Annotated in this window: 12 protein-coding genes and 1 pseudogene; 8 read left to right on the forward strand and 5 right to left on the reverse strand. The window is 68.7% G+C overall.

All coding sequences use genetic code 11. The features are described 5' to 3' along the window. Window positions 1–120: 120 nt before the first annotated feature. Complete coding sequence (locus tag AB0C46_RS30660; protein ID WP_362831793.1) at window positions 121–1,317, forward strand: hypothetical protein; 1,197 nt, start codon at window positions 121–123, stop codon at window positions 1,315–1,317. 162 nt (window positions 1,318–1,479) lie between these two features. On the opposite strand, the gene AB0C46_RS30665 is transcribed toward AB0C46_RS30660, so the two are convergent. Further along, on the reverse strand, window positions 1,480–2,262 hold the full coding sequence (locus AB0C46_RS30665) for a hypothetical protein (RefSeq protein ID WP_362831794.1): 783 nt from the start codon (window positions 2,260–2,262) through the stop codon (window positions 1,480–1,482). Window positions 2,263–2,351: 89 nt separating this feature from the next. On the opposite strand from AB0C46_RS30665, the gene AB0C46_RS30670 reads away from it, so the two are divergent. Next, window positions 2,352–2,834, forward strand: a complete 483-nt coding sequence (locus tag AB0C46_RS30670) for a hypothetical protein (RefSeq protein ID WP_362831796.1) — start codon at window positions 2,352–2,354, stop codon at window positions 2,832–2,834. 65 nt (window positions 2,835–2,899) lie between these two features. Continuing rightward, window positions 2,900–3,796 carry an oxygenase MpaB family protein gene (locus AB0C46_RS30675; RefSeq protein ID WP_362831798.1) on the forward strand — a complete coding sequence of 299 codons (897 nt, stop codon included), beginning with the start codon at window positions 2,900–2,902 and terminating at the stop codon, window positions 3,794–3,796. Between the two features lie 24 nt (window positions 3,797–3,820). On the opposite strand, the gene AB0C46_RS30680 is transcribed toward AB0C46_RS30675, so the two are convergent. Further along, a complete protein-coding gene (locus tag AB0C46_RS30680) occupies window positions 3,821–4,432 on the reverse strand; it encodes a methyltransferase domain-containing protein (protein WP_362831799.1) in 612 nt (203 codons plus the stop codon). A gap of 455 nt (window positions 4,433–4,887) precedes the next feature. Here AB0C46_RS30680 and AB0C46_RS30685 point away from each other — a divergent pair, with 455 nt between their 5' ends. Beyond that, window positions 4,888–5,502, forward strand: a complete 615-nt coding sequence (locus AB0C46_RS30685) for an ATP/GTP-binding protein (RefSeq protein ID WP_362831800.1) — start codon at window positions 4,888–4,890, stop codon at window positions 5,500–5,502. A 49-nt stretch (window positions 5,503–5,551) separates the two neighbouring features. Here the strand turns inward: AB0C46_RS30685 and AB0C46_RS30690 are convergent, their stop codons facing one another. After that, window positions 5,552–5,980, reverse strand: a complete 429-nt coding sequence (locus tag AB0C46_RS30690; RefSeq protein WP_362831801.1) for a PPOX class F420-dependent oxidoreductase — start codon at window positions 5,978–5,980, stop codon at window positions 5,552–5,554. A 169-nt stretch (window positions 5,981–6,149) separates the two neighbouring features. Here AB0C46_RS30690 and AB0C46_RS30695 point away from each other — a divergent pair, with 169 nt between their 5' ends. Together AB0C46_RS30695 and AB0C46_RS30700 are read left to right on the forward strand one after the other, a co-directional pair. Then, window positions 6,150–6,557, forward strand: a complete 408-nt coding sequence (locus AB0C46_RS30695) for a roadblock/LC7 domain-containing protein (protein ID WP_362831803.1) — start codon at window positions 6,150–6,152, stop codon at window positions 6,555–6,557. 79 nt (window positions 6,558–6,636) lie between these two features. Further along, entirely contained in the window at window positions 6,637–7,527 is an 891-nt protein-coding gene (locus tag AB0C46_RS30700) for a DUF6397 family protein (RefSeq protein WP_362831804.1), read from the forward strand. Window positions 7,528–7,563: 36 nt separating this feature from the next. Here AB0C46_RS30700 and AB0C46_RS30705 read toward each other — a convergent pair whose 3' ends face one another. Further along, on the reverse strand, window positions 7,564–8,427 hold the full coding sequence (locus tag AB0C46_RS30705) for an acyl-CoA thioesterase II (protein ID WP_362831806.1): 864 nt from the start codon (window positions 8,425–8,427) through the stop codon (window positions 7,564–7,566). A 52-nt stretch (window positions 8,428–8,479) separates the two neighbouring features. Beyond that, window positions 8,480–10,993 (reverse strand): DUF3516 domain-containing protein, encoded by a 2,514-nt coding sequence (locus AB0C46_RS30710; protein WP_362831807.1) that lies wholly within the window; start codon window positions 10,991–10,993, stop codon window positions 8,480–8,482. A 1,068-nt stretch (window positions 10,994–12,061) separates the two neighbouring features. Between AB0C46_RS30710 and AB0C46_RS30715 the strand changes: the two genes are divergently transcribed. Together AB0C46_RS30715 and AB0C46_RS30720 are read left to right on the forward strand one after the other, a co-directional pair. After that, the gene (locus AB0C46_RS30715; protein WP_362831809.1) at window positions 12,062–12,853 is read left to right on the forward strand and encodes a metal-dependent hydrolase; all 792 of its coding nucleotides are present in this window, start codon (window positions 12,062–12,064) and stop codon (window positions 12,851–12,853) included. 198 nt (window positions 12,854–13,051) lie between these two features. Then, a pseudogene (locus AB0C46_RS30720) lies at window positions 13,052–13,288 on the forward strand (hypothetical protein); the annotation flags it as partial. Between the last annotated feature and the right edge of the window lie 194 nt (window positions 13,289–13,482).

Consider the following 13,482-nt stretch of genomic DNA (forward strand, 5'->3'; position numbering starts at 1 on the left):
CTCACACGCAGCGACCGTTCAGGCCGACTGAAGGGGAGGAACACTGTCCTGTGAAGCCCTGTCGGGTCCCGAGTTTTCCTGCCACGATCTAACTTTCCTAATGGGCGTGGGAGTTGAGGCATGGTGGAAGCGGAAAATCTGTCGGCGGTTGCTATGCAGTTTCTGACGGCCGCTGCCACTGGGACCGGAACAGGTCTCGGGGATGGCGTGGCAAACTTGATTCGGGAGCGACTCGGGGAGTCGCCGACCGGCGTTGGAGCCTTGGAACGCTTCGAGCGGAGCCCGCAAGATCCACAAGCAGCTGATGAGGTAAGCGAGTTGGTGGGCGAGGCCATCACGGCAGACCCGGCCTTCGCTGAGCGCCTGGAGCATGCTTCGATCACGGTCCGTGCGACCGCGCAGGGCACAGGAAACACCGTGCACGGAAACCTCAGTAATGTATCGATTTCCGGAAGAATGAAAGGCAATATCACGATCGGTCCAGTCACCATGTCGGACACGCCCAAAGTGCGTGCCGCACTGGTAGGGGCTGGCCTCGTGATGGTCGCACTACTCGCGCTGGGAGCCTATGGCGGTGTGCGAATGCTCGAAGACTCCTCGCCCGACAAGAACAGTCAGGGCTCGACATCTGGTGGACCTGAAAGCAGCCAAGGCGTGGACCCCGCCGTGTCTGGTGGACCTGAAGGCGACCAGGGGGTGGACTCCGGCAGCGGTCAGCCGCTGGGGCAGTTAGCGGTAACGACGCCGGACTTGTCCGCGAGCCCCTTCGGTTGGATAGTAAGCCCCGTCACGAACGCGGATGGACCGGTCGTTGCCAACACAGTCGGTGCGGTCGCCGATGACCCAGCGTGCCAGCCCGTGGTGGATCTTACCGACGGCGAACCAAAGGGAGCGGAACCTGTGCTGCTGGGACCGATGTCGTCACTCACTTCAACCGGCAAGGGGTGGCAAGTCAAATTGCTCTTGCGGGAGTACAGCAACGAGCGCGACGCTAAAGACACCATCGATCATTCCATCGCCGCTATCCGAGATTGTCCATCATTCACTGTTGATCTATCTCCGGACTTGGTTAATGACTCCGTGGAAACACGAGTAATAGCCGCTGGCGACAACAACTTGGCTGGCGAACGAGTTGAATTCACCCTTCGCCAGAGCAGTGAAACGGGAAAAGTCCAGGAAGGCGAGGAGTACTTGCGCATGACTGCGACCCGCAAGGGAAACCGCCTGGCAATGTTCTATCAGGGTGCAAGCTCCGTCAGTGAACTCGCCCCCTCTGCGGCGTTGCCCATCGAGGAGCAGAGCAAAAAGCTCGGCTGACTGTTAGCACCCGGTGCGGCTTCGCCTACACTCGCGCTGCCGACCAGCTTGTGAAGCGTCTGCCAGGAGGCGCCGAACAGCGGAGGCAAGGAGACGTCCGCCAACGCACGAGCCCCACAAGCCCCCGCCCCCACTGCGCCACGCCCCCCACGAACCAACGCCTCAGACCGGCCGCGCCGCCAGTTCGTCGAGTGACGACAGCAGGCCGGGCAGTTCGGGGCCCCGGCCCACCGGATGCACCTCGCCCGGTTCCTCGTCCAGCAGCACGAACGCAATGTCATCGGTCCGGGCGACCATGCTCCAACCCGGCCCGTCAACCCGCAGCGTGCGGGCCTCGCCGGCCGCGAACGACGACCGCACCCGCCCGGGCGGCGGCGGATCGTTCACATAGCCGCGTGCCTCCTCCAGCACCCGCCGCACACCCTTGTGCGCCTCATCGCCCGGCTCGGCAAAGCTGATCTCGCCCTCCACCTGCTCCCGCCACGCCGCCCATTGCATGGCGATCTCGTCCGCACCGAGCCGCCGTTGCGCCGGCCCCCACTCCTCGGCGTCCGGAGGGGTGAGCGGTGTCGGGTCGCCTTCCTGCGGCTCAGGGTCGTGCGGCTGCGGCACACCGGGTGCCGCTACGGCGAGCGCGAGCGGCCAGCCGGGAAGCGCCCCGACGATGCTGTTCTCGCCGGGCGAGAGATCGTACTCCATGCCGCAGTCCCAGGCCGCGATCGCGCAGGCGACCAGTGACACATCCTCCGTCACCACGGTCCAGCGCGCACCGTCACCGTCCTGACCGAGGACCAGCCCGTAGCCTTCCGCGTACGGTTCGAGGCCAAGGCCCGCGCACACCTCGGGGTAGTCGTCGCCGAGCACGCTCGGGAACTGCGCGGGCGTCAGCAGCACCGCCGTCAGCACGAACAACTGGTCGTTGTCGGCGCTCTCGGTCGTGGGCACGCGGGCCTCCCCATCCGGTCCATTGCGAAGTATGTCGGCGCACCCTAATTGGCTTGGTACGGGCTTGTCACCAGCCGTACGCTGCGCAGATGTGTTTTTACAGCCGCCGGATGCACTTCGTGTGCCTGGCCTGCCGGGCCGCGTGGAAGAAGACGCCGACCTCGCAGGAGCCCGGCCGCTGCCCGCAGTGCCGTGGTGAGCTGATCAACGCGGGCGCGGACCTGGCGGTGCCCAAGCGGCGCGATGTGGCCGGCTGGCGTGCGCTGGAGGCCGTGTTGCGCGCCGGGCTGACCTTCCATGGCGGGTGCTGCGGTACGGGGCCGGGCTACCGTCCGCGCACTCCACGCGAGGTCCAGGAGCGGCTGGCGCTCGCGGGCCGCACCGGCATGCCGGTGCGGACGGCACTGGCCGTAGTGGATCCCACGCTCACCGACCGCTATGGTGCCGACGCGCGTACCCCGGGCGCGGCACCCGTAGCGGTCGGCGGCCGGCCGGTGTGCCGAAGCGCTCACGGGAGAGCGCCCGGCGCGCCTGATTCCGGCCACCGCGCGGCGCGATCTGATGCCCCGTAGCACCCTTCAAGTGCCGCCCCCGCCCGTAAAATTGGCGGTTCGGCAAGCGAAGGGACGGTTGTCAGGTGCGGCGCTACGACTGGTTGAGGGAGATCCGGCGGCTCGACCCGGAGCGCGACTACCTGCGGATCTACCGCATCATCGCGACCCATGAATTTCCCTGGGACCTCACCCGGGCCCTGGAGCTGGCGCTCTACCGCACCTATGCCGTGCCGAGCATCGGCCGGCTGCTCGCCGAGACGGCGGAGCTGACGGACCGTACACAAAAGCGCTATGACGACACCGCCCTTCTCCTGGATGCCGTCGTCGAGCACGGCTTCGACAGCGACGACGGCCGGACGGCGATCCGCCGCATCAACCAGATGCACCGCAGCTACGACATCAGCAATGAGGAAATGCGCTATGTCCTGTGCACCTTCGTGGTGGTGCCCAAGCACTGGCTGGACGAGTACGGCTGGCGGCGGCTGACCGCACATGAGCAGCATGCCGTCGCCACCTACTACCGCACCCTCGGCCGCCATATGGGCATCACCGAACTCCCGCAGACCTACGAGGACTTCGAGCGGTGCCTCGATGCCTACGAGGAGGCGCATTTCGCCTGGGACGAGGGCGGGCGAAGGGTCTCGGACGCGACCCTGGACCTGATGGCAGGGTGGTACGGCCCGCTCGCCCCGGTGGTGCGCGGTGCCAGCATGGCTCTCCTGGACGACTCGCTGCTGGACGCCTTCCGGTACGAGCGCCCCAAGCCGGCGGTCCAGAAGGCGGTACGCACCGCTCTGAAGCTGCGCGCCAAGGCCGTACGGCTGCTGCCGCCCCGCCGCACCCCGCACTACGCCCGCCAGAACCCCGAGATCAAGGGCTACCCGAACGGCTTCCGGGTGGCCGAGCTCGGTACCTTCCCCGCCTCCCGCCGCACCGGCAGCTGCCCGGTTCCGCACGGGGAGGGCCCGGCGGCCTCCTGAGGCACCGGTGCCGTCCGCGCGGCGTCATCCCCGGCGGACCGCCAGCGCCAGGTAGCGGGAGTCCTCGTCCTCGTACCGGACGAGGTCCCAGCCACAGCCGGCGAGAAGGGGCCGCAGATTCGGCTCCGCCCGCAGATCGTCGGGTGTGATCGGGCGGCCCTTGCGCGCGGCGAGGGCGGCCCGTCCGATGGGGTGGAAGAGGGCCAGCCGGCCTCCGGGGCGGACGGTTCTGGCGAGTTCGGTGAGGCCGCCCGCCGAGTCCGGCAGATGGGAGAGGAGCCCCGCGGCGAAGACGGCGTCCAGTGCGGCATCGGGCAGCGGCAGCCGGGCCACGTCCGCGAGCAGCAGCGCCGCGTCACGGTCACGCCCGGCCTGTACGGCGGCCTGCAGCATCTCGGGCGTGAGATCGGCGCCCAGCACCGTTCCGCGCGGTCCCACGGCCGCCCGCAGCGCGGGCAGCGCGCGCCCCGTACCGCAGCCGGCGTCCAGGACTCTTTCGCCTGCCTGGAGGCCCAGTTCGGCGACGCCCGCCGCATAGGCGGGGCCGTCGTCGGGGAACTTCGTGTCCCAGGTGGCGGCGCGTGACGCGAAGAACGCACGGACCTCGTGCGGACGGTCGGCGTGGTGGTCGGTCATCGGGATCCTCCGGGAGTGGGACGGTCGGCGGGGGAGGCGGTGCGGGCCTACAGGGCGCCCTCGACGGTCAGGGCCATCCGTTGCGCTCGACGGCACCGGCCGGGGCGGTCGCCGCGGGCGGTGATCCGTGCCGCCCCGGTGATTGCTGCTGCGCCATGAGCTCATGATCCCGCACAAGCCCGGCCGGTCAGCGGGCGAACGACCGCCCAGCACGGACCGGACTCCGGGCGGAGGAGGCCTCGCCACGGTCCAACTATCACGAATCCGGAGGTTGATGAGCTTCTTGATCGAAAGACGTGACGGCTTTGGCAATTTCGAGAAAATCCCGGTCAGCGGGCGGTACGGTCCTCGCCATGGATTCGGACGGCCCTCTGCCGCCGAAGGCTCCCCCCGTCGAGCCATGGATCCGCATACCCCGTTACGCGCAGGACCCTGCATCCTGGAGGAGACGGCCGATGAACGCCGCACAAGGGGCCCCGGAGGGCGCAGCCCCGGGCCTCGACGCCGAGTTGACCCTGAAGATCTTAGTCGCGGGTGGCTTCGGCGTGGGCAAGACAACCCTGGTGGGCTCGGTGAGCGAGATCCACCCGCTGCGTACGGAGGAACGGCTCAGCGAGGCGGGCGAGACGGTCGACGACACCGGGGGAGTGGACCGCAAGGGCAGCACCACCGTGGCGATGGACTTCGGCCGTATCACCATCCGGCAGGGCCTGTCCCTCTACCTCTTCGGCACCCCGGGGCAGGACCGCTTCTGGTTCCTGTGGGACGACCTGTCGGAGGGCGCGCTGGGCGCCGTCGTACTGGCCGACACCCGGCGCCTGCAGGACTGCTTCCCGGCGGTCGACTACTTCGAGCGCCGCGCGATCCCGTTCCTGGTGGCCGTCAACTGCTTTGCGGAGTCCCGCTCCTACGGCGCCGATGAGGTGGCCCGCGCGCTGGACCTGGACCGTAGCACTCCCGTTGTGCTGTGTGACGCCAGGGACCGCGACTCCGGCAAGGAAGTGCTGGTGCGGCTGGTCGAGCACGCGGGGCGGCGGCACTCCGACAGAGTGCTGGATTCGGTGGGATGACCGGCGGCGGCACGTGGCGCGGCGCCGGACGGCCCGCGCCACGTGTGCCTCAGCTCGCCACGTCCGCCAGGGCGATGGCCTTGTCGATCTTGACCCGGACCACCACCTCGCCCGGAACGCCGTTGCGGGCGCCGAACTCCTCCGCCTGCTCCTCGCCCATGTAGCGGGCCGCGATCTTGGTCGCCCAGTGACGGACGTCCGCCAGATCGTTGCTGATCTCCGCCGACCCCTGTACCACCACGAAGGAAAACGGTGGACGGTCGTCATCGACGCACAGTGCCACCCTGCCGTCGCGGGCGAGGTTACGGCCCTTGACCGTCTCCTCCCCGGTGTTGAACACCAGCTCATCACCGTCCATGAGGAACCACACCGGTGCGACGTGCGGGCCGCCGTCGTCCCGGACGGTCGCCAGCTTGCCGGTACGGGTGCCCTCGGAAAGGAACCTCTGCCACTCGTCCTTCGTCATCTTGTGTGCCATGCCGACATCCTCGGCCATGCGGCGCGAACCGGAACCGCGTGGCACGCCGGACCGCGGGGCCGCTTGCCGAGACGGCGGAGGTGGGACAGGCTGGCACGACAGCCTTCGAACGGACCACGGGCTGCGGTCCGGCAAAGAGTGCGGGCTAAGACACGGGGAGGAAGCAGCAATGGCATTGAGCAGCGGACTCGACTGGCTGCTGGACGACCTGACCAAACGGGTGGAGAAGGTACGGCACGCGCTGGTGCTCTCCAACGATGGCCTGGTGACCGGGGCGAGCGAAAGACTGCCGCGGGAGGACGCCGAGCATCTCGCGGCGGTCGCCTCGGGACTGCACAGCCTCGCCAAAGGTTCGGCGCTCCACTTCGGTATCGGGCGGGTGCGCCAGACCATGGTCGAGTTCGACGACGGGGTGTTGTTCGTGACGGCGGCGGGGGACGGCAGCTGCCTGTGCGTGCTGGCCGGCGCCGACGCCGACCTGGGCCAGATCGCCTACGAAATGACGCTGCTGGTCAACCGTGTCGGCGAGCATCTGGGCGTCGCGGTCCGCCAGCCGGAAAGTTATCCACAGGTCTGAGGCGGGGGTTGACCCACTGTCATCGCCTGCGGCTACAGTCGTCACTGTCAGTGATCGACCGAGTTGCGGGGGAACCGACATGACAGTGATGTGCGACGGGCCGCAGACGCTCACGATGGGGCGAGCGGCCCGTGAACTGGAGCTGAGGACCGGCGAGTTCGAGCTCGCCGCCCAGCTCGGAAAGGTGCGGACGGTCCCGGCCGGGACCGGCGCCCGCCCGGGAGCCGCCGGATCGCTCGGCCGACGCCGGGTCCCGGCGGAGGAGATCACCCGCCTGCAGGCCGAGCCGGGCTTCCCCGACGCGCTCCGCGAACGGATCCGCACGGTCAGCACGACCGAGGCAGCCGAGCTGATGGGCGTCGGCCCCGGCCGGGCCGTGCGCCTGACCCGGGCCGGCTGCTTGGGCCCCGTCAGGTTCTATGTGAACCGCTTCGGCGCGGTGGTTTGGCTCTATCTCGCGGCCGAGGTCACCGACTTCGCCGACCGCGAACCCGACCTGATGCGGGGCCACACCCCCGCAGCGATGCGGGTGATGCTCGACAGCGGACAGGACTGGCGGGCCCGCCAGTGGCGCAGCCGACGGGTCGCCCAGCTCATGGGACAGACCGACGACCCCTGGGAAGCGGCAGCGGTGATCGCCGCCGTGCTGCCCCCGGAGGAACTGGCCTCGGTGGCCGAGGACCCGCGGGAGCGGTCCCTGCTGCGCCGGCTCAGGCCTGCTCTGGCATCCGTGATCACGGTGACCCCGGCCGCCCGGGAATCCTTCGAACGCGTGCTGACGGCGGACGAGTTCGACGAGGTGATGTGGTACCGCGTCAACCTCTCCCGCGAACTCGAAACGGCCCGCAGGGAAGACCCGGGACGGCTGCGGACATCCACCGCGGCGACCTCCGCCACCCGCCCCGGTCAGCCGCCGAGCTTCCTGAACAGCCCCTCCTGGGGTGGTCGGACACTTCCCACGGTGCCCTGAAGAATCCTTCTGGGATGGTCTTGCACGTCCACGTTCCTACAGAGGACGAAAGAGTCCCTCCTGGACGACCGACACCAGCAGCCTGCCCTCCCGGTCGTAGATCCGCCCGCGGGCCAGCCCGCGGCCGCCCGTGGCGATCGGCGACTCCTGGTCATAGAGGAACCACTCGTCCGCGCGGAACGGACGGTGAAACCACATCGCGTGGTCGAGCGAGGCCATGTCGAACCCGCGTGGTCCCCAAAGCGGTTCGATGGGGATGCGGACGGCGTCCAGCAGCGTCATATCGCTGGCGTAGGTCAGCGCGCAGGTGTGGACGAGCGGATCGTCCCCGAGCGGACCGACCGCGCGCATCCACACCGCGCTGCGCGGCTCCCCACCCTCGATCTCGTCCGGGGTCCAGCGCAGCCGGTCGACATACCGGATCTCGAACGGCATCCTGCGCGCCATTCGCTCCAGCCCCTCGGGCAGATCGCGCAGGTGCTCGCGGACCTCGTCCGCAACCGTCGGCAGATCCTCCGGGTCGGGCACCGCCCGGCGCATCGGCAACTGATGATCGAAGCCGGGTTCCGGCTTGTGAAAGGAGGCGGTCAGATTGAAGATCGTGCGTCCCTGCTGGACGGCGACGACCCGGCGCGTGGTGAAGGACCGCCCGTCGCGGACCCGCTCGACCTGGTACACGATCGGCACCCCCGGCCGGCCGGGCCGCAGAAAGTACGCATGGAGCGAATGGACCGGGCGGTCCCCTTCCGTGGTCCGCCCGGCCGCCACCAACGCCTGGCCCGCGACCTGCCCGCCGAAGACCCGCTGCAGCGATTCCTGGGGACTGCGGCCCCGGAAGATGTTCACCTCGATCTGCTCGAGATCCAGCAGATCGACTAGCTTCTCGGCAGGATTGGTCATGACCGGTGGCCCTCCGTCATATGCCTCGGCGGCTTCGGCCGAAGCCGCCGCCTCACAACTGACCCACGTCCGTGACCCGCACGACCGCGCGCCCCTCCTCGTCGGAGGCGGCCAGATCCACCTCCGCGGAGATGCCCCAGTCGTGATCACCGTTCGGGTCGGCGAAAGTCTGCCGGACCTTCCACAGTCCGTGCTCGGCATCCTCCTGAATCTGCAGCAGCTTCGGACCACGCGCATCCGGACCCGTGCCCAGCTCGTCGTATTCGTCCCAGTAGGAGTCCATCGCCTCGCCCCAGGCGTCCACGTCCCAGCCGGAATCGGCATCCATCTCGCCGAGCTCCTCGACCTTGTCCAGCGCCGCCAGCTCCACCCGCCGGAACATCGCATTGCGCACCAGCACACGGAACGCCCGCGCGTTGGACGTGACCGGCCGGACCTGATCCGCCCGCTCCGCGGCCTGCTCCACAGTCTCCACCTCCGGATTGGCGAGCTGTTCCCACTCGTCCAGCAGGCTGGAGTCGACCTGCCGCACCATCTCGCCCAGCCAGGCGATGATGTCCTGGAAGTCCTCGGACTTCAGATCGTCCGGCACGGTGTGGTCCAGCGCCTTGAACGCACTCGCCAAGTAGCGCAGCACGATCCCCTCGGTGCGCGCCAGCTCGTAGAAGGACGTGAACTCCGTGAAGGTCATGGCGCGTTCGTACATATCGCGGATGACCGACTTCGGCGACAGCGGGTGGTCGCCGACCCACGGGTGGCTCTTGCGGTAGAGGCCGTAGGCGTGGAAGAGCAGCTCTTCCAGCGGCTTGGGGTACTCGACGTCCATGAGCCGTTCCATGCGCTCTTCGTACTCGACGCCGTCGGCCTTCATCTGGGCGACCGCCTCGCCCCGGGCCTTGTTCTGCTGCGCGGCCAGGATCTGCCGCGGATCGTCCAGCGTGGACTCCACCACCGAGACCATGTCCAGCGCGTAGGACGGCGACTCGGGGTCGAGCAGGTCGAACGCGGCCAGGGCGAACGTCGACAGCGGCTGGTTGAGTGCGAAGTCCTGCTGAAGGTCCACGGTCAGCCGGACGATCCGGCCCTCCGCGTCCGGCTCCGCCAGCCGCTCCACGATCCCGCCGTCCACCAGCGAGCGGTAGATCGCGATGGCCCGGCGGATGTGCCTGATCTGGTTCTTGCGCGGCTCATGGTTGTCCTCGAGGAGCTTGCGCATCGCCTCGAAGGCATTGCCCGGCCGGGCGATCACGGACAGCAGCATCGCGTGCGTCACCCGGAAACGGGAGTTCAGCGGCTCGGGATCGGACGCGATCAACTTCTCGAAGGTGTTCTCACCCCAGTTGACGAAGCCCTCCGGCGCCTTCTTGCGCACCACCTTCCGGCGCTTCTTGGGGTCGTCGCCCGCCTTGGCCAGCGCCTTCTCGTTCTCCACGACATGCTCGGGAGCCTGCGCGACCACAAAGCCCGCGGTGTCGAAACCCGCCCGGCCGGCGCGTCCGGCGATCTGATGGAACTCCCGCGCCCGCAGCGTCCGCACCCGCGTGCCGTCGTACTTGGTCAGCGCGGTGAACAACACCGTACGGATAGGGACATTGACACCCACGCCGAGCGTGTCCGTACCACAGATGACCTTCAGCAGACCCGCCTGCGCCAGCTTCTCGACGAGCCGGCGGTACTTCGGCAGCATGCCGGCGTGGTGCACGCCGATGCCATGGCGGACATACCGCGACAGGTTGCGGCCGAACTTCGTGGTGAACCGGAAGTTCCCGATGAGCTGAGCGATCTCATCCTTCTCGGCACGCGTACACATATTGATGCTCATCAGGGCCTGCGCCCGCTCCACGGCGGCGGCCTGAGTGAAGTGCACGATGTAGACGGGAGACTGGCGGGTCTCCAGCAACTCGGTGAGCGTCTCCGTGAGCGCCGTCGTGCGGTACTCGTACGACAGCGGCACCGGCCGGGTGGCCGAGCGCACGACCGACGTCGGCTTCCCCGTGCGCCGGGTCAGATCCCCCTCGAAGCGCGACATGTCGCCGAGCGTCGCCGACATCAGAATGAACTGCGCCTGCGGCAGTTCGAGCAGTGGAATCTGCCAGGCCCAGCCGCGGTCCGGCTCGGCATAGAAGTGGAACTCGTCCATCACGACCTGGCCGATGTCGGCGTCCTTGCCGTCCCGCAGAGCTATCGAGGCGAGCACCTCGGCGGTGCAGCAGATGACCGGTGCGTCGGCGTTGACCGATGCGTCACCGGTGAGCATCCCGACGTTCTCGGTGCCGAACATCTTGCACAGATCGAAGAACTTCTCCGAGACCAGCGCCTTGATGGGCGCGGTGTAGAAGGTGACCTGATCATTGGCGAGAGCGGTGAAGTGCGCGCCGGCCGCCACCAGGCTCTTACCGGAGCCGGTGGGGGTGGACAGGATGACGTTCGCTCCGGAGACCACCTCGATCAGCGCCTCCTCCTGGGCAGGGTAGAGCGAGATGCCCTGCTGCTCGGCCCAGCCCGAAAAGGCTTCGAAGAGGGCATCGGGGTCGGCGTCGTTCGGCAGATGATCGATGAGGGTCACGCCCCCATACTGCCTGTCTTCGGCCCAGATCAGGGAACCGGCGGCCCGGAGGAACACCCGTCGAAGATCGACAGCACCGCAAACAGCTCGCCCTGCGCCCCGGCCCTCCCCGCAAAGCCCCCCGCCGCAGCCCTGCGATCCACCAACATATCCGCCCTGAACTGCAAAAACGTGGACCACCGGATCCGGGCGGCCGGCTGCCCCACACCGGGGTGAGTGGACCGACGGCGCCGACGAAAGCGAGGCGGTGGCCGCCCCTGGTGGCTCTCAACAGCCCCGGCATCCAGGGAGGCTTCCGTGCAAGGTCTTTACAACCCGTACACGACTACGAACGCACCGTCGCCATCGGTGATCCCGCTTCGTGTGGCGGCGCGCTCGTTGCGTGGTGGAGATCACCCGAGGTGGTAGACCGCTGAGCCGCGAGAGGGGCGCCCGTTCCGCACCGGGAGGTCGCGGGGGTGGGGCGCTGCGTAATGGGGGGGCGCCTGGTCGGGAGATGGGGCTGAGGCGGGGTGGAGGTGGTGAGGGGAGGGGAGGGGCCCCGGGTGTCCGCCCGTCACACCCCGCCCCGCCCTGCCCCGGCCGTCCCCCGCCCTGCCCGCCCCTCGACTCTGCCTTGCCCCCACACCCCGCCCCACCCGCGCTCGTCCCCCGCCCTCTCGTCCCCTCGCCCCCTCGACCCTGCCCTGCCCCACACCCCGCCCCACCCGCGCTCGTCCTCCGCCCTCCCGTCCCCGACTCCGCCCTCCCGGCCCTGCCCGGCCCGCCCTGCGACGCGCTGTAGCCGCCCCTATGGCGGCGCCTGACGGAGCGTCAGAACTGCGCGACCGGCAAGGAAGCAGCGCCCCCAGTGCTGCATTCCTTCTCCCCCCAGCACTGCATTTCTCCGCGCAGCTGGCGTGGGGTGTCCCGGCCGGGCGGGAAGGAGTTGGCTCCCCCCTCCCCGTGCGGAGATCATCTGGCGCTACGCTGAGTCGCCGACCGGGCGTCAGCGGCGCGGTTCAGCAGCCTGTGAGCCACACACCGCGCAGGTGAACACGCGCAAGAGAACAAGGGGTGGGAAGAACCATGATGGGACCGGCGCACTCGCTGTCCGGGGCCGCGGCCTGGCTGGGGGTGGGCGCGGCGACGGCTGCCGCCGGACATCCGATGCCCTGGCCGGTGCTCGTCTGTGGGGCTCTGATCTGCGCCGGAGCGGCGCTTGCCCCGGACCTTGACCACAAGTCCGCGACCATCTCGCGGGCTTTCGGCCCACTGTCACGGACGTTGTGCGAGGTGGTCGACGCCATCTCGCACGCTGTCTACAAAGCGACCAAGATGCGCGGTGACTCGAACCGCAATGGAGGTCACCGCACGCTCACGCACACTTGGGTGTGGGCCGTGCTGGTCGGCGGCGGGATGTCGCTGCTGGCGATGCAGGGTGGCCGCTGGGCGGTACTCGGCATCCTCTTTGTCCATATGGTGCTCGCCATCGAGGGGTTGCTGTGGCGAGCGGCACGGGTCTCCAGCGATGTGCTGGTGTGGTTGCTGGGTGCAGCCTCGGCCTGGATCCTGGCCGGTGTCCTCGACCAGCCGGGCAACGGTGCGAGCTGGCTGTTCACCGAGCCGGGGCAGCAGTACCTCTGGCTGGGCCTGCCGGTCGTCCTGGGCGCGCTGGTCCATGACATCGGCGATGCCCTGACGGTCTCGGGCTGCCCCGTCCTGTGGCCCATCCCGATAGGCCGTAAGCGCTGGTACCCCGTCGGTCCGCCCAAGGGCATGCGTTTCAAGGCCGGCAGCTGGGTGGAACTGAAGGTGCTGATGCCGCTGTTCATGGTGCTGGGTGGCCTCGGCGGTCTGGGCGCGCTCGGCTACATCTGACATCTGATTGATGTGCACCAGATGCCGGGGGTGCGCTTCTCTCTCCCCCCCCCCCCGGGCGTGCACCGCGCAGAAGCAGGGCACCGATGTGGTGGTGTCGTCCATGAGGCCCTGAAACCACGAGGCCATGACGCCCTGACGCCATGAGGCCATGAATCCATGAGGTGCGCCTGGGGTGGATGGTCGTATCCGGGCTGTGTGCGCGGTGTCGGCCTGTCCGGGGGAAGGCAACTGTGGAGGTGGAGGGTGTCGGATGATGAACGGTGCGAGCTGGTCAGTCCGTTGTTGCCGGGCAAGGAGTGCCAGTTCTGGTACCCGGGGCGCAAGCCGCCGCCGGACCGGCAGGTACGGTGCGGGATTCCGTACGTGCTCCACAACGACATCCAGCGGAAACAGCTGCCCAGAGGGCTGGGGTCTGGCCCGGGTATGACTTGCTGCGGTGACTTGCTGCGGTGGGCCCTGCCCGTCAGTTCGTTGAGGATGCGGGCGCCGAGGTTGGTCGGCGGGCCGTTCTTCCCGTGTGAGGAGTAGCCGCCCTCGACCGGATCGAGGTCTGGAGCGTAGGGCGGTAGCTGGACCACCGTGAGCCGGGCGGGCTGCTCGGCAACGTGGTTGGTCGGTCACCGACG

It is taken from the genome of Streptomyces sp. NPDC048637 (assembly GCF_040650675.1).
Lineage (GTDB): Bacteria > Actinomycetota > Actinomycetes > Streptomycetales > Streptomycetaceae > Streptomyces.